The following is a 20882-nucleotide window of genomic DNA, read 5'->3' on the forward strand; positions in this document are numbered from 1 at the left end:
AGAGCCTACGAATTTACAGCGCTCGGAAAGAGATCTCGGTTGGAATGGCTTCCCCCTGCCAGTACATTTGTGCCGCAACGCGCCCGGCCAATTGGCGGTACATTTCGGCAAACTCGCTGTCTGGGCGGCTGATTACCGTGGGCTGACCACGATCCAGATCTTCACGTAATGAAATATGCAACGGCATCTGCCCTAACAGGCGGCTGTTGTATTTTTTCACTAACTTCTCTGCACCGCCGGTACCGAAAATAGGCTCATGGTGGCCGCAGTTGCTGCAAATATGCATGCTCATATTCTCAACGATACCCAGCACTGGCACATGCACTTTCTCAAACATCACAATGCCCTTCGCTGCATCCAGTAAGGCGATATCCTGCGGCGTAGTCACCACCAGCGCACCGGTAACCGGGATGTTCTGCGACAGTGTTAGCTGAATATCACCGGTACCCGGCGGCATATCCAGCACCAGATAATCCAAATCTGGCCACAGCGTATCCTGCAACAATTGCAACAGCGCCTTACTGGCCATCGGGCCACGCCATACCATCGCGTTATCATCAGTCACCAGATAGCCGATAGAGTTAGTTGCCAGGCCGTGAGCCATGATCGGTGCCATACGTTGGCCGTCCGGTGACGTTGGGCGTTCATGTTCAGTACCCAGCATATTCGGGATCGACGGGCCATAAATGTCCGCATCAAGAATCCCCACTTTGGCCCCCTCAGCGGCCAATGCCAGTGCCAGATTGACTGCGGTGCTGGATTTCCCCACCCCGCCCTTGCCAGAACTGACAGCAATGATATTACGCACTCCCTTCACACCGGCCTGATCGTTGGCCCGTTTCAGGGTAGTGATGTCCTGCTTCAGTTTCCAATCGATGGCCTGCGCGCCGGTTACGCGCAGCAGTTCATCACTCACCGTCTCTTGCAGCGCAGCAAAACCACTCCGCCAGGCGAATGGCATGATCAGTTCAATATGCAGCACCTTGTCCAGCATCGCACAATGGTGGATAGCTTTCAGGGCAGTCAGATTATTTTTTAACGTCGGGTGTTCAAAGGCGGCCAGTACACCGGTCACCAGGGCACGCAGAACTTCAGGGTTAGTCTGCTCGGGGGATTTTGCGTTCATCCCGGCTCCTTGATTTTTTTTAAATGATTAACTTCTCGCTAAGCATACCAGAACTACGAGGCAACCCGTGCGCATAACCCGAAAGAAACCGCTCTGGTAGCAAAGAGCGCGATCGGTTACCATCAAAGTCCCTTTTTATTCATTACAGAAAGCAAGTTCTTACTATGGCTCAAGTCGCGAAAAAATTATTGGTGACGTGCGCGCTACCGTACGCAAATGGTTCCATCCATCTCGGCCACATGCTCGAGCACATCCAGGCAGATATCTGGGTTCGTTACCAACGAATGCGCGGCCACGAGGTTCATTTCATCTGTGCAGATGACGCACACGGCACCCCAATCATGCTGAAGGCACAGCAGATGGGCATCCAGCCGGAAGAAATGATCGCGACAATGAGCCACGAGCACCAACAGGATTTCGCTGGTTTTGGCATCAGCTATGACAACTATCACTCAACCCATAGCGAAGAAAACCGTGAGCTGGCCGGTCTGATCTATCGCCGTCTGAAAGAGAACGGCTTTATCAAGCAAAGAACCATTTCTCAGCTTTATGATCCTGAGAAAGGCATGTTCCTGCCAGATCGTTTTGTGAAAGGCACCTGCCCGAAGTGCAAATCCCCAGACCAGTACGGCGATAACTGCGAAGTCTGTGGCGCCACCTACAGCCCAACCGAACTTATTGAGCCGAAATCGGTAGTTTCTGGCGCTACGCCGGTCATGCGTGATTCTGAGCATTTCTTCTTTGACCTGCCGGCGTTCAGCGACATGCTGCAAGCCTGGACCCGTTCCGGTGCGCTGCAAGAGCAAGTGGCGAACAAAATGCAAGAATGGTTCGAATCCGGCCTGCAACAGTGGGATATTTCCCGCGACGCGCCGTATTTTGGCTTTGAGATCCCAGATGCGGCTGGCAAATATTTCTACGTTTGGCTGGATGCGCCGATCGGCTATATGGGCTCCTTCAAAAACCTGTGTGATAAACGTGGCGATCTGAATTTCGATGAATTCTGGCGTAAAGATTCCACCACCGAGCTTTACCACTTTATTGGTAAAGATATCGTTTATTTTCACAGTCTGTTCTGGCCTGCCATGTTGGAAGGCAGCAACTTCCGCAAACCGACCAACCTGTTTGTGCACGGTTATGTCACGGTGAACGGCGCGAAGATGTCTAAATCGCGCGGTACCTTTATCAAGGCCGGAACTTACCTACAGCATTTGGATGCTGACTGCCTGCGTTACTACTATGCCGCCAAGCTGTCTTCCCGCATTGACGATATCGACCTGAACCTGGAAGATTTCGTGCAGCGCGTGAATGCCGATATCGTCAACAAAGTGGTGAATCTGGCTTCACGTAACGCCGGTTTCATCAATAAACGCTTTGGCGGGCAACTGGCTGATAAACTGGCTGACCCGGCGCTGTATCAAACCTTTGTTGAAGCTGCTGAAAGCATTGCTGAAGCCTATGCCAACCGCGAAACCAGCCGTGCGATCCGCGAAATCATGGCGCTGGCCGATTTGGCTAACCGTTACGTGGATGAGCAAGCCCCCTGGGTGGTGGCGAAGGAAGAAGGGCGTGACGCTGATTTGCAGGCAATCTGCTCAATGGGTATCAACCTGTTCCGTGTGTTGATGACTTACCTGAAACCGGTATTGCCTGCGCTGACCGAGCGGGCCGAAGCTTTCCTCAACTGTGAGCTGAGTTGGAATGCTATTGCACAACCGCTGCTGGGTCACCCGGTGAGCCCCTTTAAGGCACTGTTTAACCGTATCGATCTTGATAAAGTGAATGAAATGGTTAACGCCTCAAAAGAAGATATGGCCGCAGCGAAGGTGGTGACCGGCCCGTTAGCAGACGATCCGATTCAGGAAACCATTACCTTTGACGATTTCGCCAAGGTAGACATGCGGATTGCGCTGATTAAAAGCGCTGAATTTGTGGAAGGTTCCGACAAACTGCTGAAACTTCTGTTGGATCTGGGTGGCGAGTCTCGTCAGATATTCTCCGGCATTCGTTCCGCTTATCCCGACCCGAAACAGCTGGAAGGCCGCCTGACCATCATGGTAGCCAATCTGGCACCGCGTAAAATGCGCTTCGGCATTTCCGAAGGCATGGTAATGGCCGCTGGCCCAGGCGAGAAAGATATTTTCCTGTTGAGCCCGGATAGCGGTGCACAGCCAGGAATGCAGGTGAAATAAGCCATCAGTGCATGTCCCCTGACCCTTGCCTCAAGGGAAAGGGGACTATTCTGTGTAACTCTCCGCAGTAACCTTAAGTAACCCATACTCCGGTTCTAACCACCAAACCCATTGCTATGGGTTGAAAATATATTAAAAAATAACGAAAAAGGCATCTTCTAACACTCCAGCAAAATTTTGACTTTTCTCACAGGAAGAAAAATAAATTTTTATCCTGAAAATGGTAATTTTTTCGATCCTTTATACAAAAAATGGCTAACTATAATTTTTTCCTCAGCCATTTTCTTTAAAACAACCAAAGAAGCATCTAAAACCCCCTTTAATAAAATGCTATTTTGGAAGTATTCGGCATCTTTACTAAAAAAGTGATTGATTATAGATTGATGGCCGGGATTTTATTGCCAATAAAAAATTTGGCATAGTTGGCAACAAATCCTACCAATGGCGACTTATTGCCATTTCAATATGGATCTTGACATCGATTTATTGATTGATAGTGTCGAATGGAATATCGATATGGGAAACAATGAACATGAATCAGTCTTTTTTAGCCTTTACGCTGATCGCATCCAGCCAGCTGTTTACCTCTGCGTTGGCCGCTGATGGAATCATAAACTTTACCGGGCGGCTAACTGAAAGTGCCTGTGAAGTCGCTTCAAAAAATATCAGCGTGAATATGGGCTCGGTTACTGCTGCTGAAGCAAAAATATTTCACGATGAACCCCTGGGCCGAGTGTCAGAGTTCGAACTGGTTTTAAATAATTGCCCGGCGAATATCAATGTTGCCTCAATAATAATCGAAGGTGTAGCAGAGCCAACCAACGCTTCACTATTTGCATTGGATAATGCAGGCCAGCCTGGTGTAGCGAAAGGTATCGGCATCAGCCTTTTCACTCTGGATAGCCCCGGTTCAATGAAACCAATCGTGCCTAACGAAGTTTCTCAACTCACGCAGCCTATTGATGCTTCACCAGGTAACAGCAATAGAATTAAATTCTATGCTGACTACTTTGGGCTGAATATAGGGTCTGAATTTGCCAGCGGATCGGCGAATGCCACCATGCAGTTCTCCGTTTTATACAACTGACTTATTTCCTGGTTTGAACCATCAAGCTGCCTAATAACGGTGGCTTAATGGTTTGAATTGATCTGCTGACGCTTTCTGGCATTTTTTGCCATTCTCAAAACCGTGGCACAGTCAGACGGAACAAACATGGCTTCATTGAGATGTTTATACGAAGCCACAACCATCGCCTCTTTTTTAAAATAATTTCTCGTCCTCCCCCTGTTCAGCACCGTAGAATGGGTTAATGTATCGATACTGGCTTAATAGCTGTATGCATAAACAGGTTGGGTTATGAAGGGATTCCCTCCGCTGATCAACACGTTGTTGGTAAGCTCGTTGGTATTGACTATTGGCCGCGGTGTTACGCTACCCTTTATCACCATCTATCTTACTGAACACTTTCACCTGCTACCGAAAAGCGTGGGGATTATCCTTGGTATCAGCCTGACCATCGGCATTATCAGCAGTTTTTACGGCGGCTATCTGGTAGACCGCTTTAATAAAAATATTCTGATCCTATTCTCTATCCTGTTATTTTCCCTGAGTTTCTTTGCTATTCCCTGGCTCTCACGCCCAGAGGGCGTCGTTGCTGTATTGGCCATCCTGCATACGGCTTATGCCGTGCTCAGCATTGCTATCAAAGCCTGTTTTGCCAGTTGGCTGCCAGTAACGAAACGCATCAAGGCCTTTTCAATAAATTACACGCTGGTTAACGTCGGTTGGGCCATTGGTTCATCGCTGGGTGTGATGGTCGCCGGTTACAGCCCCCTGCTCCCGTTCCATCTCTCCGGTGGATTGGCACTACTGACGGTAGCCGTGTTGAGCTTCCGATTACGTAAGCAAACGCCATCACCAATTGCGGAGCCCAATGCCGCCCCAATAACTGTGCCTAATTTTCGCCAAACGCTGGGGATTCTGCGTAACGATCGGCGGCTGATTTATTTCACCATCGGCAGTGCGTTAGGTGCCGTGGTGTTCGGCCAGTTCACCGGTTATCTGTCACAATATCTCATCACCGTATCCGACGCCGAATTCGCCTATAAAATCATTGGGGTCGTGATGATCGTCAACGCCAGCATCGTGATCGCCCTGCAATACTTGCTCAGCCGAGGAATGCGCCAAGACAACATGCTGCGTTGGCTGATATTGGGTACTCTGTTCTTCGTACTGGGATTAATCGGTTTTTTGCTGGCTGGGCAATCGGTCTGGCTGTGGATAGTGGCGATGGCTATTTTCACGCTTGGGGAAATCATCGTGATCCCCGTTGAATATATGTTTATCGACTTTATCGCTCCAGCGCACCTGAAAGGCAGCTATTACGGCGTCCAAAGCCTCAGCAATCTGGGGGGCGCAATTAATCCGGTCATGTGTGGTTTCCTGTTGAGCTATACGCCACCGCCGGTGATGTTTCTGGTGTTGATCGCTGCGGCTCTGTTCAGCCTGTGGTTCTTTTTCCTCGGTCACCGCTTAGCAGGGCAACACAGGCCGCTTTGCAGCCCCAACAACGCGAAATAGAGAAAGCACTACACTGAGAACATTCAGTTACCCAACGCTATGCTGCGGCCTTGTCAACGCTGCATCCTTATAGATCGACAGTGAATTGATAAGGCATATGTGGCGTAGCTCACAGTTTAATTGTATGATGAATCCGTCACATTAAGCGGAAAGAGGCTATGAACAACGTATTCATACTGTGCTGGAAATATATCAGGGCGCTGGCACTGATTTACCTCAGTCTATTTGCCGGGAATGTTATTGCATCACTGTTACCGATCACCATCCCCGGCAGCATTATTGGTATGCTGATCCTGTTTGTCCTGCTCTCATTACAAATCCTGCCCGCCAAATGGGTCAAACCCGGTTGCCAGCTGCTTATCCGCTATATGGTGTTGCTGTTTGTTCCCATCAGCATCGGAGTCATGCAGTATTACGACCAGATTATCGACGATCTCGGCCCGCTGGTGGTGTCTTGCTTGCTCAGCACTCTACTGGTCTTTGTGGTGGTTGGTTACACTTCTCACTATTTCCACCGCGATCGCCCCCTCCCCGCTAAAGACCCAAACGCGGAGGATAAGCCATGATCCACAATATCTGGTGGTCTTTGCCACTCACACTGGTGGTTTTCTACGGTGCGCGCAAATTAGCCCAGTGGTTGAACATGCCATTGCTGAATCCCTTGCTGGTTTCGATGGCGATCATCATTCCCTTCTTGCTGCTGACGGGCATTCCCTACCCATGCTATTTTCAGGGCAGCAAAGTCCTCAATGATCTATTACAGCCCGCGATTGTCGCGCTCGCTTACCCGCTTTACGAACAGCTTCACCAGATCCGCGCTCGTTGGAGATCGATCATTACCGTGTGTTTTATCGGCAGTATGACTGCCATGATCAGCGGGGGCGCTATCGCCTTGCTGATGGGGGCTAAACCGGATATTGCCGCATCAATTATGCCAAAATCAGTCACGACACCAATTGCCATGGCAGTAGCAGAATCCATTGGCGGCATTCCCGCCATTAGCGCGGTGTGTGTGATTTTTGTCGGTATTTTGGGCTCTGTTTTCGGTCATACGCTATTTAATCTGCTAAAAATAAACACCCGTTCTGCACGCGGTTTGGCAATGGGCACCGCATCGCACGCTTTGGGTACCGCACGCAGCGCGGAAATCGATTATCAGGAAGGGGCATTCAGCTCATTGGCGCTGGTTATCTGTGGCATCATCACTTCTCTGATTGCACCGTTTCTCTTCCCAATATTGCTGCGTTTATTTGGCTGACAGGGCTAATTTTTGCGACACATCACACAATTGATGTTTTCATTACATTAATTTCACCCATAAAAAGACTATATTCACACTTTGTTTTTGGGTTGATTGCCTAAGGCAGTCAAGATATGGGTATCCCTTTACCTATAGAGAGATTTTCTATGCACCCACGTTTTCACACTGCTTACAGCGAACTATCGGCAACATTGCAATCTGCCCTGCGGCCTTATTTTGACGCTCCCGGTTTCCCGGCTATGCTCACGGCCGAACAGCTGGAAACCATCAAACAATACAGCGGGTTGAGCGATGATGCTTTGGCCTTTGCCTTGCTGCCATTAGCTGCCGCCTGTTCGCTCACGCCGATTTCGCATTTCCACGTTGGGGCTATTGCACGCGGTGTCAGTGGCAATCTGTATTTTGGTGCCAATATGGAATTCAGCAATGCCCCGCTGCAGCAAACCGTGCATGCCGAACAATGCGCCATCACGCATGCCTGGCTGCGCGGTGAGATCGGGTTAACCGCCATTACCGTCAACTACACTCCTTGTGGCCACTGCCGCCAGTTTATGAATGAGTTAAAAAGCGGAACCCGCTTGCAGATCCTGCTGCCAGAGCGCGCCCCGGCTACGCTGGGTGATTACCTGCCCGACGCCTTTGGGCCGAAAGATCTTGATATCAGCGAACGGCTAATGAGCCCGGTTGAGCACGGTTTCCAGCTCGCATCGGACGATACATTGGTAAAAGCTGCGCTGGCGGCGGCCAACCACAGCCATGCACCTTACAGCAAAGCACACAGCGGCGTGGCGCTGGAAGCGGAAGATGGCACCCTGTATGCGGGCCGTTACGCAGAAAATGCCGCCTTCAACCCCAGCCTGCCACCGCTGCAAGCCGCCTTAATCCTGATGAATATCTCTGGCGGTAACTGTCAGAAAATCCATCGGGCGGTTTTAGTTGAGGCCAAGAATGCCACTCTGAGCCAGTGGGATGCCACCCGATCCACTCTGGCAACGCTGGGCTGCCAAAACGTTAGCCGGGTGACTTTTTAATCCCACAGGCGGCAGCCAACGGTCGTTTACGTTAAGAAATCGTTTAACCGCCGATAAAAACATCAATTTGCGTTATAAACCCATAACAATTGCTGTACATATTTTCCTGTTCTTTTAGGATCTACGGCGATAAAACTACCCGACACCGTTAAGAGCAAAATTGATGGAACTTGAATACGAAAGCAAACGCCCTCTCTACATCCCTTACGCTGGCCCGATTCTGCTGGAATTCCCGTTACTGAACAAAGGCAGCGCCTTCACTGAAGAAGAACGTAATCACTTCAACCTGCATGGTTTGTTGCCAGAAGCGGTGGAAACGATCGAAGAACAGGTAGAACGCGCTTACCGCCAATATCAGGACTTCAAAAACGACAACGACAAACACATTTACCTGCGCAACATTCAGGATACCAATGAAACCCTGTTCTATCGTCTATTAGATGAACACCTTAGCGAGATGATGCCCATCATCTATACCCCGACCGTGGGGGCCGCCTGTGAGCATTTCTCTGATATCTACCGCCGTGCACGCGGGTTGTTTATTTCCTACCCGAACCGTGAACATATCGACGATATGCTGCAAAATGCCACCAAACAAAACGTGAAGGTGATTGTGGTTACCGATGGTGAACGCATTCTCGGCCTGGGGGATCAGGGCATTGGTGGCATGGGCATCCCTATCGGCAAACTCTCGCTGTACACGGCCTGCGGTGGGATCAGCCCAGCATACACGCTGCCCGTGGTGTTGGATGTGGGAACCAATAATCCACAGCGCCTGAACGATCCGCTGTATATGGGCTGGCGCCACCCGCGTATTTCTGGTGATGAATATCATGCCTTTGTGGAAGAATTCATTCAGGCCGTCAAACGCCGCTGGCCAAACGTTTTGCTGCAATTCGAAGACTTTGCGCAAAACAATGCCACACCGCTGCTCAATCGTTATCGGGATGAAATCTGCTGCTTCAACGATGATATTCAAGGCACTGCGGCGGTCACTCTCGGCAGCCTGATCGCCGCCAGCCGCGCCGCAGGCAGCCAGTTACGCGATCAAATCGTCACCTTCCTCGGTGCAGGCTCCGCCGGTTGTGGCATCGCCGAGCAGATCATCGCCCAGATGAAATCCGAAGGGCTGAGTGAAGAAGAGGCCCGCGCGCGGGTGTTTATGGTTGATCGTTTTGGCCTGCTGACCGACCAACTGCCAAACCTGCTCGATTTCCAGAGCAAGCTGGTGCAAAAAAGTGAAAACCTGGAGGGATGGCAAGTGGAAAGCCAAGCGATCTCTCTGCTGGAAGTGGTACGTAATGCCAAACCGACCATCCTGATCGGCGTTTCTGGTCAACCGGGGCTGTTCACCGAAGAGTTGATCCGCGAAATGCACAAACATTGCCCGCGCCCGATCGTCATGCCGCTGTCCAACCCCACTTCCCGTGTGGAAGCGCGGCCAGAAGACATCATCAACTGGACGGACGGCGCTGCCCTGGTCGCCACTGGCAGCCCATTCACCCCTGTCACTTACAAAGACCAACAGTTCCCCATCGCCCAATGCAACAACTCCTATATCTTCCCTGGTATTGGTTTGGGTGTGCTGGCTGCTGGTGCCACACGCGTGACCGATACCATGCTGATGGCCGCCAGCCGCGCACTGGCCGACTGTTCACCGTTGGCTGCCGACGGCCATGGTGCGTTGCTGCCAAATATCGATGATATTCAAGGCGTTTCCAAATGTATCGCCATGGAAGTAGGTAAAGCTGCGCAGCTGCAAGGGGTTGCGGTAGTCACGTCAGAAGAAGCGTTGTCAAAAGCTATCGAACACAACTTCTGGCGCCCGCAATACCGTAGCTATAAACGCACCTCGTTCTGAAGTTTAAAAACCGGGGCATCTCATGCCCCTTTTCCCCTTCCCGGTAAAAATGCCGAAAAATGCAGCGTAACAACGTCGCCAAACCCTGGATCGCTTGCGTCAACCAAGTAGGTAAAGTAGCCTTGAATCCTATTTTCTCCTATTGTGCGCGTAGGGCAACACTATGTGGAAACGCCTGATAATTAGTCTGTTCATCATCACTGCGGTGTTGATGGTGGCAGCTATCGCGCTTGACCGCTGGATCAGTTGGAAAACTGCCCCTTACGTTTACGACGAACTGCAAGAATTGCCACATCGCCAGGTTGGTGTCGTGTTAGGTACTGCCAAATATTACCGAACCGGTGTGATCAACCAGTATTACCGCTACCGTATTCAGGGGGCAATTAATGCATATAACAGTGGGAGGGTGAAATACCTGCTGCTGAGTGGTGATAACGCCCAGCAAAGTTACAATGAACCCATGACCATGCGCCGCGATTTGATCGCCGCTGGCGTCGCGCCAAGCGATATCGTGCTTGATTATGCCGGCTTCCGCACTCTTGATTCCATCGTCCGCACACGCAAAGTATTCGACACCAACGATTTCACCATTATCACTCAGCGTTTCCACTGCGAACGTGCACTGTTTATCGCGCTACATATGGGCATTCAGGCACAATGCTATGCGGTGCCGTCACCAAAAAACATGATGACGGTACGCGCCCGTGAGATTTTTGCCCGGTTGGGAGCGTTAACCGACCTGTATATCCTGAAACGTGAACCCCGCTTCCTCGGCCCGTTGATTCCAATTGCCTCAATGCACAATGTGCCAGAAGATGCCCAAGGCTACCCGGCGGTATCGCCAGAGCAACTGGTGGAATTGGAGCACAAACTGGCGGCGGAAAAGCAAAAAGCACTGCAAAAACCGTAAGGCTGCTGCTAAGCAGCCAAACCACCCCCACCCTCATAAGGCGTTTTCCCGGCGATTTTCGCGATCTCCGCGCCTAATGTCACAAAGGGTGCACGCCGGCTGGCATAGATCAGGCCACCGGCCTGGGCATACACTGCTGTTACCGTATCCGTAAGCGGATCGATAATTTCGGCCACAATTTCATTGGCCTCAACCCAATCCCCTGGCTGGCGCAGCAGTAGCAAGATGCCACTGGCCGGTGCGCGGACTATTTCACCGGCAGCAAACGGCAGCATCACCGTTTCCCGTTCAGGCACCTTTGGCGCTTCCCCCGTTATCACCCCACAATATTGCAGATAACGGTAAAGACGTTCCGCGTCTGCACTGGCCAACGCGTGGCTGACATCCTGTTGGCCGCGTAATTCCAGCGTGACGGCCATGCATCCCGGAGCAAACTGGTTCCACTCGCTCTGGCTTGCAGCTAACCGATGCCAAGGCAAACCACAAGCCTCATCAAATGAACCACCGCCGCTGTCCTGCGACAACAACACCGTACCGATATCCATAAAACGCGCCAAAGTCTCTACCTGCTCACGATAGGCCGGATCGGCATACATATGCAAAATAGCCTGGTCATCGCAGTGCAGATCCAACACGATATCCGCATCGCAAGCCAGCAACAGTAATTGCTGGCGCAGCGCGGCCACTTCAGTGCTGGCGGGCAAATCGTTAAGTGCTGCGACCATGGCATGGCGAATATATTGCCGGTAATCGGCAATATTAGAAAAAGACTGCGGCTGCAATCTGTTGCGGGCCAACTGCGCCAAATCAGGAAAGTCGCGGTTAAAATTGTTCCCACTGACCAGATCAAAACGGCCAATACCGCTGTTGAGCAACACCTGCGCCACTCCAGGAGGATTGGCAACCGGCACCACAATGATTTCCCCCTGGATTTCGTCATGCCGTTCCGCCTGGCACAACAATCTTTTAAGATAGTGCAGCACCAGCATTCCGGGCAGTTCATCAGCATGCAGGCCCGCCTGTAGGTAAATTTTCTTACCCACGCCGGGCTGGCCGAAATGAAAACTGGTTAATCGGCGCTGTCCGCCCAGCGCATGTTCAGGTAGGTTATGGTGATTAATTTTCATTGGACGTCCCATCTATGGAAAAGAAAACGCGGCTTGACCGAATTGATAAAAAAATCCTTGAAATACTGCGCCACGATGGCCGTATTTCCTACCGTAAGCTGTCCGAGCAGGTTAACCTGACGCCCCGCCCCTGCCTGGAAAGAGTGCGGATACTGGAGCGCGCAGGCATTATCCGCGGCTACAGCACCCTGATTGAGCTACCGGAGCCGGAACACGCGTTTGTGGTACAGGCGCAAATTGCGTTGGCCGACCACGGCCAATCACAAGCGGCGTTCGAACAGGAAATGCGCCATACGCCGGAGGTACTGGACTGCTGGCTGGTCAGCGGCAGTTTCGATTTTCTGGTGCGCATCGGCTGCCAAAGCATGGAGCACTACCGGCAGTTAGCCAATGCCTGGCTGACCAGCAAAAAATTCCGCGTAGACAAAATCATCACCCTGACCGAGCTACAGACCATCAAACGCGCCTGATTCCCCCGCTGCGGCTTATCAGGCGCGGCGGGCAAACGCCAGCCAACGCCGTTCAGCACGTGAAAACAGAAAAATCAGCACGAAGGTGCATACCATGTATAACGCCGCGGCCAGCAGGAATGGAATGAACGGGGAATAGGTCGCTGCATAAAACGCCCGAGCCACGCCGGTGATATCCAACAGCGTCACCGTGCTGGCCAGAGAAGTCCCGTGCAGCAGAAACACCATTTCATTGTTCAATGCAGGAATACCACGCCGCAACGTCGCAGGCAGCACCAGGCGGCGGATAATCTGCCCGCTGCTCATGCCAAAAGCCTCCCCGGCAACCCACTCCTGACGCGGGAAGGTCACCATCATGCCAGCCAGCAGTTCAGTCGCATAAGCACAGGCATTCAACACCAACGCTAACGTGGCGCAGAAGGTTGCATCGCGAAATAGCAGCCAGAACGGCTGGTCGTTCTGCCAGCCTAACTGCACCAGCTCAAACTGCGACAAACCATAATAAATCAGCATCAGTTGCAGATAGAGCGGCGTGCTACGAAAAAAATAGCTCACGCTGCGGATCAGCATCGACAACGGCCGCGGACCATAAACCTGCCCAACCGCCATAACCACCGCCAACGCCATACCGGGTATGACCGAAAGTAAGAAGAGCTTGGCGGTCACCGCCAACCCGGTAATATCGTTCCCGTCACTCCACAAAAAAGTGGGTATTGTATCCAGTATTGTTTGCAAATTCATGAGGATACCTCCCTGGCTGTTGAGGAGTACAGAGCATAACGCCGAGCCAGACGATTAAACAACCAGCCGGACAGCGCAGTAATCACCATATAAATCACCGCCACCAGAAAATAGAACAAGAACGGCTTCTGAGTAGCACGCCCCGCTTGCTCGGCCAACCACACCATATCCTCCAGCCCCAGGATCGATACCAACGCCGAGGCTTTCATCAGCCCCAGCCAGTTATTATTGATGCCAGGTATGGCGAAACTCAGCATCTGCGGCAACATCACGCGGCGAAATACCTGCCCAGGGCGCATGCCATAGGCCACCGCGGCTTCCAGTTGGCCATGTTCCACCGTCTGAAAAGCACCCCGGAACGTTTCGGTGTAATAAGCGCCAAACACAAAACCAATCGCCAATACGCCAGAGATAAAGGTATTGAAGCGCACCGGGCCAATCCCAAACACGCTGAGGAGGCCATTCACCAGCATTTCGCCACCGAAAAACAGCAGCAACATGATAACCAGTTCAGGGATACCACGTACCAATGTGGTATAGCCGATCGACAACCAGCGTAACCAAGGTGGACCAAACAGCTTGATCACCGCATTGATCAGGCCAAGAACCACCGCCAACACCAGAGCCAACAACATCACACACAGCGATAACCCGGCCCCTTGCGCCAACAGCGGCAAATATTCGCTGACCATCTGTGCCTCCGTAAGCCAACCGACTCACAGCGTCGAATTCAGGCCACCGCCAGCGGTGGCCAATCACTCATTCGCCGTAGATATCAAAACTGAAATATTTTTTCTGAATAGTGTCGTAAGTACCATCGGCGCGAATGGCTTTAATCGCTTCGTTGAGCGCTTCCCGCAGCTCTGAATTGTTTTTAGCCACCGCAATTCCCACATCGGAAGAGATGCTGTCGTCACGAATCACCGGGCCAGCAAAAGCAAAATTTTTACCTCGAGGGGTATCAATAAAGCTGTTGCCCGCCTGGATGTTGTCTTGCAAAGAGGCATTAATCCGCCCAGACATCAGATCCAGATAAACGTTGTCCTGATTGGCATAAGAGACAATTTTTACCCCTTTCCCGGCCCACTGTTTTTTCGCATAGGCTTCATGCACCGAACCGGTTTGCACGCCCACGGTCTTACCTTTCAGGCTTTGCACATCGGGCTGTAGGTCACTGCCTTTGCGCGCCACAAGTTGAGCTGCACCACGATAATAGCGATCGGTAAAATCGACCTCTTTTTTACGTTCCTCCGTAATATTGAGCGACGCGATAATCGCATTAAACTTACCCGCATTGAGTGCCGCAATCATGCTCTCAAACGGCTGTTTGACGAACACACACTTCGCCTTTAATTGGGTACACAGCGCATTGGCAATATCAATGTCAAAACCGGTGATTTCACCGCTGGGAGAAAGAACGTCGAACGGCGGATAACCGCCATCCACACCAAAACTGATAGTGTCAAATGACTTGGCAGCCAGTGGAGTGGAAAACACTAAGCTGGTCAACAGAACCGAGAACAGTTTTTTCATAATTATGTAGTCCCTGATGTTAACGTGAACTCAGAAGCGAAGTGACAGGCAGGTCAATCCACCGTCCATTTTTTTGAACTCACTGGTATTCAACTGGATGATGGGCATTGCCAACTTTTCCAACTGCGCCAGAGTATAAGGATATCCCTGCGGCGTCAGCAACGTATCGTTGATCCACAACGTGTTACCCGCATAGGCTTCCTCTTCAGGGATCACCACGATATTGAAGGCGCTGAACGCCGGGTGCTGCCGGTAGTCTTCCGTTAACAACAGAGTATTGCGGCCAACATAGTTAACGATGGATTTCAGGTGTAATCCGGCGCTCACCTCAATGGCGGTGACCCGGTAGCCATGCGGTTCCACCGCAGCAGCAAATTCGCCGATCCCGGCTTCATCGGTGCGGCTGGTCAGGCCGATGAAAAACTGGCGATCAACCAGCAGCACGTCACCGCCGTCGAGATGACCACGGTTGCTCATCTGCACCAAAGGCCGGAACCCTGCCAACACGGGCGCAATAGTCTCTACCTCACCCTGGCGGCTGGGTGCTCCAGGGTGCGTGATGACGGCCAGTTCAGGCATCACCACCGCGGTATCTTCAACAAAATGTGCATCAGGAAATGCCGGGGCGGCAGGCAATACCGTGACCTTCAGGCCAAGCTGCAATAGCGCATTCACATACGCCAAAAACTGTTGGTTGCTTTTGGCAACATCAGGGGCACCCAGTTGGGCAGTCGTCTGGCCGGCACCACAGGTATCCGCCGGCAATCTGGCAATGGCTTGGGTAAAATGCATAACGATTCTCTTAAGTTGAAAAATGTTGCAGGTGTCACTTTGATTATTAAACGGATACTGTCGCCAAACAGGTTGAATCACTGATTACTACTGCACATTTGCGCTGTATATTGGCAAAATTTCGGCTTATCAGGCTGTTGTGGTAATTCAGCCACCCGGTGCGGATCGCCGCAGCAAAAGGAAACTAAGGGCTTGTATGGTTACAGCCGAATCTGCTGGTGTTTTAGCGCAATACCAAGAGGGAGAATAAATGAGAGAGTAACCGCACCCTTCAGGCTGAAAGGCGCGGCGAATATACCCAATGGGTTTCACGTTGTGGCCAGGCGGCAACGTGAAAGGAGAAAATATAAGCTGTTATTTCTTTTTGGCGTACTTAAGGGAATCCAGCGCCACCGCAAAGATGATAATGCTGCCCTTGATAATGTATTGCCAATAGGGGTTAACCCCGATATAGGTCAGGCCATAGTTTATGACGGTAAAGATAATGACCCCGGTCACCACCCCCAGCACCGTACCAACCCCACCGGCAAACGACACGCCACCCACCACGCAGGCGGCTATCGCATCCAGCTCATACATAAAGCCGAGGTTATTGGTGGCACTGCCGATGCGGCCTGCTTCCAGCAAACCACCAAATGCATAAAACACCCCGGACAGCGCATAAATCATGATCAGGTTTAAAGGAACGTTCACCCCAGAGACTTTGGCCGCCTCCGGGTTGCCGCCGATGGCGAAGATATTTTTGCCGAAGCGGGTTTTGTTCCACAAAACCCAGACAAAGATAATCGCGATGATGGCGTAGAAGGTAATGTACGACAGCTTAAAATCACCAAAGCGCAGAAAACCCTGAGCAAAAGCGGAAAACTTCGGATCAAAGCCTGCGACCGGTGATGCCCCCACGGAATCGTAATACAGCGAGTTGATCCCGTAGACGATAATCATGGTGCCCAAGGTGGTGATAAACGGCGTCACATTGAGATAAGCGATAATCAGGCCATTCACCAGGCCAATCACCGCCCCCACCGCACAAACCAGCAGGATCACCATCGGGATCGACCAGGTTTCCATGTGCGGGAACACTTTATTGACGTTATCCATTGATTGCAGCAGGGTGGCGGCGATCACCGCTGCCAACCCCACCTGCCGCCCAGCAGAAAGGTCGGTTCCCTGTGTAACGATCAGCCCAGCCACGCCCAGCGCAATAATGATGCGCACTGAAGATTGCGTCAGGATGTTACTCAGGTTCATCAGGCTTAAAAACGTTGGGTCCTGAATAATGATAATCGCCAGTAACACCAGCAATACCACATAAATGCCACCTTCTTTAAAATAGGTGAACAAGGTTTTTTTATTAAGCGCGTTCATAATAACGATCCTTAAAGATGCAAGGAGGCTAATCGCAATATTTCATTCTGCGAGGTCTGTTTAGTATTCACGATCCCCGCAACCTGACCATTACTCATCACAAGTATTCTGTCGGTAATTCCCAAAAGCTCCGGCATTTCGGAAGAGATAATAATGATCCCCTTGCCCTTCTTCGCCAATTCGGTAATCAGCTGATAAATTTCAAATTTGGCACCTACATCAATCCCGCGCGTCGGTTCATCCAGCATCAGGATTTCTGGCTGAGTCAGCAGCCAGCGGCCAATAATCACTTTTTGCTGGTTCCCTCCAGAGAGTGAACCAATATTGGTACGATGACCCGGCGTTTTAACCCGCATGGCATCGATCACCCATTGGGTATCGCTTTTCATGCGGGAATTATCCAGCAGGCCGGCTTTATTTTTATAATTACGAATATTGGAGATCAGCGAATTAAAACCAATATCCAGATAAGCATAAATACCGGTTGAGCGGCGCTCCTCTGTTACCAAGGCAAAGCCGTGGTTAATCGCTTCATTGGCGCTGTTATTGTGGATGTTCTTGCCACGCAGTTTGATCGTACCCGCCACTTTTTCACGGATACCGAACAGCGTTTCTACAATGTCGGTACGCTTGGCGCCTACCAGCCCGGCAATCCCCAGGATCTCCCCCTGGTGCAGATCAAACGACACATCTCGGATCGAAGGCTGGCGCAGAGAAGTCAGGTTTTTCACCTCCAGAATCACCTCTCCTGGCGTATTCTGGCGATCGGGGAAACGCTGGCTCAATGAACGGCCAACCATCATTGAGATAATCTTATCCATATCCAACCCTGCCAGCGGCTGGGTGACAATCCACTGACCGTCGCGCAGGATGGTGATTTCATCGCAAAGCTGGAAAATCTCTTCCATTTTATGGGAGATATAAACGATGCCGCAGCCACGATCTTTCAGCTTACGGATAATCGTGAACAGGTGGTTTACCTCTTTCTCCGTTAATGAAGACGTCGGTTCATCCATAATCACGATTTTGGCGTTATAAGAGAATGCCTTGGCAATTTCGATCATCTGCATCTGTGATACCGACAGCGTACCCACTTTGGCACGAGGATCGATATCAATATCCAGTTCGTCGAAAATTTCTTTGGTGTCTTTGTACATTTTATCCTGATCGACAAACAGGCCTTTGGTGGGATACCGCCCAAGCCACATGTTGTCCATCACGGTGCGTTGCAGAACCAGGTTTAATTCCTGATGCACCATCGATACGCCATGTTCCAGCGCCTCTTTGGAACTCTTGAAATCTATTTCCTGCCCCTGGAACAGAATACTGCCGGAATCTTTTTTATAAATGCCAAACAGGCACTTCAGCAATGTCGATTTTCCTGCGCCATTCTCCCCCATTAATGCATGAATGGAATAAGGACGAACGCGCAAATTGACATTATCCAATGCCTTTACGCCGGGAAAAGACTTACTGATGTCAGTCATCTCCAACAGCCACTCACGGGAGTTATCGGCCATAAATAGTCCTGGCTAAATCTGGAACTGGCTATACCCGCAACTGCACGTATTTTGGGTATAGAACCGTTCTCTAATCATGAATTCCCCGCCGGGAACCGGCGGGGTCATTGGGGCTTATTTAACAAACTGAGACAGATTATCGACATCGACGCCAACGTAAGGGATCCGCACAATTTTGTTTTCAATTTTGTATTGGGTGCCGTCAGCCGCAGGTTTGCCCGCCGCCAGGTTTTTGGCCAACTCAAAAGTGGCTTTCGCCTGATTGTCGGCGTCGTTCAACACCGTACCGGCCATAGCACCTGATTTCACCAGCGCCAGGGCTTCTGGCAACGCATCCACCCCAAATACCGGAATACTGGTTTTGTTATGCGCTTTCAGAGCTTCAACGGCCCCCATCGCCATCGCGTCGTTGTTGGCAATCACCACTTCGATCTTGTCGGCATTCGGGCCAGACAGCCAGGCATCCATCTTGTCTTTTGCCTGAGCGGTATCCCACATCGCAGTATCCATCTGCAATTGCTGAGTTTTATAGCCTTTTTCATTCAGCGTTTTGACCACGTAAGTGGTACGTGCTTCAGCATCCGGGTGGCCCGGTTCGCCTTTCAGCAGCACATACTGAATCTGGCCGTCTTTGTTCAGATCCCAATTCGGGCTGGCTTTCCAATGCTTGGCGATGAGTTCGCCCTGGATCACGCCGGATTCTTTTGAATCAGTGCCCACATAGTAAGCCTTATCGTAGCTGTCCAGCGCCTTACGGGAAGGCTCTTTGTTGTAGAACACCACCGGGATATCGTTGGCGCGTGCCTTGTCGATCACCACCGGAGCAGCAGCCGGGTCTACCAGGTTGATCGCCAGCGCTTTAACCCCTTTGGCAATCAACACATCAATCTGGTCATTCTGTTTGGATTGGTCATTCTGCGAGTCATTCATCAGCAGTGTGACATCAGGAGAAGCCTTGGCATCTTTCTCAATAGCCTTGCGCACGACCGACATAAAGTTGTCGTCATATTTATAAATGGTGACGCCAATACGGGTTTCTGCATGAGCAGCAACGCCGAACATCATGCTAGCGGCCAAGGTGGCCAGGGTGAAAACCTTCTTATTCATTGTCTGTCTCCGGTTTGTAGGGGTCGTACTCGGTATTAAAGCAATACCCGCCGTACTTGAAGTTGCAACGTGCTTGATTTGCCACTCCCAGTACCTTGGTTATAGAGCATAGACAGCGCGATGTTAATATTCTGTGAATTTTCTCACAGATTGAAAACGGTTACACAACACTAAATGTTTAGAGAGTGACCGCTACCTCACTTTGCCACGGCGCCACAGAATGGCGGCGCACCAGCGTCGGCATGAAAATATGCGAGGTTTGCGGTTCCAGTAACCCAGCGGCACCTTTCAGCGCCAGCTCAGTTGCCAAAGTTGCCATAGAAACAATCGGATAGCGGATAGTGGTCAGTTTTGGGCTGGTATAGCGCGCAATAGGGATATCATCAAACCCTACCAGCGAGAAATGCTGCGGCACCGTGATACCGTTTTCTTTCAATACCGCCATAGCACCGGCGGCCATGGCATCATTGTAGGCGAAGACCGCGCTCAGATGCAGGTTACGACCGAGCAATTCCACCATTGCTGCTTCGCCCCCCTGCAAATCGGGTGAACCATAGGCACGCCAACTGTCTGGTGGAACAATCCCGGCGGCAATCATTGCCTGGCTGTAGCCCTGCTGACGCAACGGGCCGTCTTCGATCGGATGGTTGGAACCGAGATAACCTATGCGCTGATGGCCTTGTGACAGCAGCAAACGCATCGCCATCTCTGCCCCAAACACGTTATCCAACCCAACACAGCGCGGCTCGTAGCCTGTTAATATCCTGTTAATCAGCACCATACCTGGCACCTGATCCATAAAAGCGATCAGTTCCGCATCACTCAAGGCTTTTGCGTGAACAATCAGCGCATTACACCGCTGGCGGATTAGCACTTCAATCGCATGGCGTTCTTTATCCGCCTGATGATAGCTGTTACCGATCAGCAAATATTTCTGGTTTTGCTGCGCCACAGTGTCTACCGCTTTCACTAAAGCACCAAAAAAGGGATCGGAAACATCCATTACCACCACACCGAGCGTATCACTGCTCTGCGTGGCCAGCGCTTGGGCGTTGGCATTTGGCCGATAACCCAATTCCGCAACCGCCTGCAACACCAGCTCACGCGTCTTTAAGCTCGTCAGGGCGCTGTTGTTCAGCACCCGCGAGACGGTTGCTACAGAAACGCCTGCACGTTTCGCGACGTCGCGAATGGTGATCGGATGGACAGAATTCATGGAGCGTCCTGGAGTCGGGAGAGTTGACAATGAGGTTATCCTACTCCGT

At 51.2% G+C, this 20882-nt stretch carries 19 protein-coding genes; 9 read left to right on the forward strand and 10 right to left on the reverse strand.

The genetic code is table 11. From position 1 onward, the window contains the following. Positions 1-13: 13 nt before the first annotated feature. On the reverse strand, positions 14-1126 hold the full coding sequence (apbC, locus tag Z042_RS19590) for an iron-sulfur cluster carrier protein ApbC (RefSeq protein WP_024911777.1): 1113 nt from the start codon (positions 1124-1126) through the stop codon (positions 14-16). A 164-nt stretch (positions 1127-1290) separates the two neighbouring features. On the opposite strand from apbC, the gene metG reads away from it, so the two are divergent. The 8 genes from metG to sanA all read left to right on the forward strand — a co-directional run bounded on the left by metG (position 1291) and on the right by sanA (position 10962). Further along, entirely contained in the window at positions 1291-3318 is a 2028-nt protein-coding gene (gene metG, locus Z042_RS19595; protein WP_024911776.1) for a methionine--tRNA ligase, read from the forward strand. 532 nt (positions 3319-3850) lie between these two features. Beyond that, positions 3851-4405 carry a fimbrial protein gene (locus tag Z042_RS19600; protein WP_162149743.1) on the forward strand — a complete coding sequence of 185 codons (555 nt, stop codon included), beginning with the start codon at positions 3851-3853 and terminating at the stop codon, positions 4403-4405. 270 nt (positions 4406-4675) lie between these two features. After that, positions 4676-5899, forward strand: a complete 1224-nt coding sequence (locus Z042_RS19605; RefSeq protein WP_024911774.1) for an MFS transporter — start codon at positions 4676-4678, stop codon at positions 5897-5899. Between the two features lie 158 nt (positions 5900-6057). Next, on the forward strand, positions 6058-6465 hold the full coding sequence (locus Z042_RS19610; RefSeq protein WP_024911773.1) for a CidA/LrgA family protein: 408 nt from the start codon (positions 6058-6060) through the stop codon (positions 6463-6465). After that, entirely contained in the window at positions 6462-7157 is a 696-nt protein-coding gene (locus Z042_RS19615; protein ID WP_024911772.1) for a CidB/LrgB family autolysis modulator, read from the forward strand. Before Z042_RS19610 ends, Z042_RS19615 begins: the two co-directional genes overlap by 4 nt. A 149-nt stretch (positions 7158-7306) precedes the next feature. Then, positions 7307-8191, forward strand: coding sequence for a cytidine deaminase (cdd, locus tag Z042_RS19620; RefSeq protein ID WP_024911771.1), 885 nt, complete (start codon positions 7307-7309; stop codon positions 8189-8191). Between the two features lie 163 nt (positions 8192-8354). Then, positions 8355-10052: an NAD-dependent malic enzyme gene (locus Z042_RS19625; RefSeq protein WP_024911770.1), complete on the forward strand. Its 1698-nt coding sequence runs from the start codon at positions 8355-8357 to the stop codon at positions 10050-10052. Positions 10053-10215: 163 nt separating this feature from the next. Beyond that, positions 10216-10962 carry an outer membrane permeability protein SanA gene (gene sanA / locus Z042_RS19630; RefSeq protein WP_024911769.1) on the forward strand — a complete coding sequence of 249 codons (747 nt, stop codon included), beginning with the start codon at positions 10216-10218 and terminating at the stop codon, positions 10960-10962. A gap of 8 nt (positions 10963-10970) precedes the next feature. Here sanA and Z042_RS19635 read toward each other — a convergent pair whose 3' ends face one another. Then, positions 10971-12089 (reverse strand): succinylglutamate desuccinylase/aspartoacylase family protein, encoded by a 1119-nt coding sequence (locus tag Z042_RS19635; protein ID WP_024911768.1) that lies wholly within the window; start codon positions 12087-12089, stop codon positions 10971-10973. A gap of 14 nt (positions 12090-12103) precedes the next feature. Between Z042_RS19635 and Z042_RS19640 the strand changes: the two genes are divergently transcribed. After that, entirely contained in the window at positions 12104-12559 is a 456-nt protein-coding gene (locus tag Z042_RS19640) for an Lrp/AsnC family transcriptional regulator (RefSeq protein ID WP_024911767.1), read from the forward strand. An 18-nt stretch (positions 12560-12577) separates the two neighbouring features. Here the strand turns inward: Z042_RS19640 and Z042_RS19645 are convergent, their stop codons facing one another. The 8 genes from Z042_RS19645 to galS form a co-directional block, all read right to left on the reverse strand. Continuing rightward, the gene (locus Z042_RS19645) at positions 12578-13300 is read right to left on the reverse strand and encodes an ABC transporter permease (protein WP_024911766.1); all 723 of its coding nucleotides are present in this window, start codon (positions 13298-13300) and stop codon (positions 12578-12580) included. After that, entirely contained in the window at positions 13297-13992 is a 696-nt protein-coding gene (locus Z042_RS19650) for an ABC transporter permease (RefSeq protein WP_024911765.1), read from the reverse strand. Before Z042_RS19650 ends, Z042_RS19645 begins: the two co-directional genes overlap by 4 nt. Positions 13993-14059: 67 nt before the next feature. After that, complete coding sequence (locus Z042_RS19655) at positions 14060-14833, reverse strand: ABC transporter substrate-binding protein (protein WP_024911764.1); 774 nt, start codon at positions 14831-14833, stop codon at positions 14060-14062. Between the two features lie 30 nt (positions 14834-14863). After that, positions 14864-15625 carry a dimethylarginine dimethylaminohydrolase family protein gene (locus Z042_RS19660; protein ID WP_024911763.1) on the reverse strand — a complete coding sequence of 254 codons (762 nt, stop codon included), beginning with the start codon at positions 15623-15625 and terminating at the stop codon, positions 14864-14866. Positions 15626-15979: 354 nt separating this feature from the next. Then, positions 15980-16990 carry a galactose/methyl galactoside ABC transporter permease MglC gene (mglC, locus tag Z042_RS19665; protein WP_024911762.1) on the reverse strand — a complete coding sequence of 337 codons (1011 nt, stop codon included), beginning with the start codon at positions 16988-16990 and terminating at the stop codon, positions 15980-15982. Between the two features lie 11 nt (positions 16991-17001). Then, positions 17002-18510, reverse strand: a complete 1509-nt coding sequence (gene mglA / locus Z042_RS19670; protein WP_024911761.1) for a galactose/methyl galactoside ABC transporter ATP-binding protein MglA — start codon at positions 18508-18510, stop codon at positions 17002-17004. A gap of 114 nt (positions 18511-18624) precedes the next feature. Next, the gene (gene mglB, locus Z042_RS19675; RefSeq protein WP_024911760.1) at positions 18625-19617 is read right to left on the reverse strand and encodes a galactose/glucose ABC transporter substrate-binding protein MglB; all 993 of its coding nucleotides are present in this window, start codon (positions 19615-19617) and stop codon (positions 18625-18627) included. Between the two features lie 178 nt (positions 19618-19795). After that, on the reverse strand, positions 19796-20833 hold the full coding sequence (gene galS, locus Z042_RS19680) for an HTH-type transcriptional regulator GalS (protein ID WP_024911759.1): 1038 nt from the start codon (positions 20831-20833) through the stop codon (positions 19796-19798). Between the last annotated feature and the right edge of the window lie 49 nt (positions 20834-20882).

The sequence above is a fragment of the Chania multitudinisentens RB-25 genome, from assembly GCF_000520015.2.
GTDB lineage: Bacteria > Pseudomonadota > Gammaproteobacteria > Enterobacterales > Enterobacteriaceae > Chania > Chania multitudinisentens.

What these genes read in the sequence shown, in the direction of transcription:
- apbC (WP_024911777.1), bottom strand. Translation starts at nt 1,126, where the DNA reads ATGAACGCAAAATCCCCCGAGCAGACTAACCCTGAAGTTCTGCGTGCC.
- metG (WP_024911776.1), top strand. Translation starts at nt 1,291, where the DNA reads ATGGCTCAAGTCGCGAAAAAATTATTGGTGACGTGCGCGCTACCGTAC.
- Z042_RS19600 (WP_162149743.1), top strand. Translation starts at nt 3,851, where the DNA reads ATGAATCAGTCTTTTTTAGCCTTTACGCTGATCGCATCCAGCCAGCTG.
- Z042_RS19605 (WP_024911774.1), top strand. Translation starts at nt 4,676, where the DNA reads ATGAAGGGATTCCCTCCGCTGATCAACACGTTGTTGGTAAGCTCGTTG.
- Z042_RS19610 (WP_024911773.1), top strand. Translation starts at nt 6,058, where the DNA reads ATGAACAACGTATTCATACTGTGCTGGAAATATATCAGGGCGCTGGCA.
- Z042_RS19615 (WP_024911772.1), top strand. Translation starts at nt 6,462, where the DNA reads ATGATCCACAATATCTGGTGGTCTTTGCCACTCACACTGGTGGTTTTC.
- cdd (WP_024911771.1), top strand. Translation starts at nt 7,307, where the DNA reads ATGCACCCACGTTTTCACACTGCTTACAGCGAACTATCGGCAACATTG.
- Z042_RS19625 (WP_024911770.1), top strand. Translation starts at nt 8,355, where the DNA reads ATGGAACTTGAATACGAAAGCAAACGCCCTCTCTACATCCCTTACGCT.
- sanA (WP_024911769.1), top strand. Translation starts at nt 10,216, where the DNA reads ATGTGGAAACGCCTGATAATTAGTCTGTTCATCATCACTGCGGTGTTG.
- Z042_RS19635 (WP_024911768.1), bottom strand. Translation starts at nt 12,089, where the DNA reads ATGAAAATTAATCACCATAACCTACCTGAACATGCGCTGGGCGGACAG.
- Z042_RS19640 (WP_024911767.1), top strand. Translation starts at nt 12,104, where the DNA reads ATGGAAAAGAAAACGCGGCTTGACCGAATTGATAAAAAAATCCTTGAA.
- Z042_RS19645 (WP_024911766.1), bottom strand. Translation starts at nt 13,300, where the DNA reads ATGAATTTGCAAACAATACTGGATACAATACCCACTTTTTTGTGGAGT.
- Z042_RS19650 (WP_024911765.1), bottom strand. Translation starts at nt 13,992, where the DNA reads ATGGTCAGCGAATATTTGCCGCTGTTGGCGCAAGGGGCCGGGTTATCG.
- Z042_RS19655 (WP_024911764.1), bottom strand. Translation starts at nt 14,833, where the DNA reads ATGAAAAAACTGTTCTCGGTTCTGTTGACCAGCTTAGTGTTTTCCACT.
- Z042_RS19660 (WP_024911763.1), bottom strand. Translation starts at nt 15,625, where the DNA reads ATGCATTTTACCCAAGCCATTGCCAGATTGCCGGCGGATACCTGTGGT.
- mglC (WP_024911762.1), bottom strand. Translation starts at nt 16,990, where the DNA reads ATGAACGCGCTTAATAAAAAAACCTTGTTCACCTATTTTAAAGAAGGT.
- mglA (WP_024911761.1), bottom strand. Translation starts at nt 18,510, where the DNA reads ATGGCCGATAACTCCCGTGAGTGGCTGTTGGAGATGACTGACATCAGT.
- mglB (WP_024911760.1), bottom strand. Translation starts at nt 19,617, where the DNA reads ATGAATAAGAAGGTTTTCACCCTGGCCACCTTGGCCGCTAGCATGATG.
- galS (WP_024911759.1), bottom strand. Translation starts at nt 20,833, where the DNA reads ATGAATTCTGTCCATCCGATCACCATTCGCGACGTCGCGAAACGTGCA.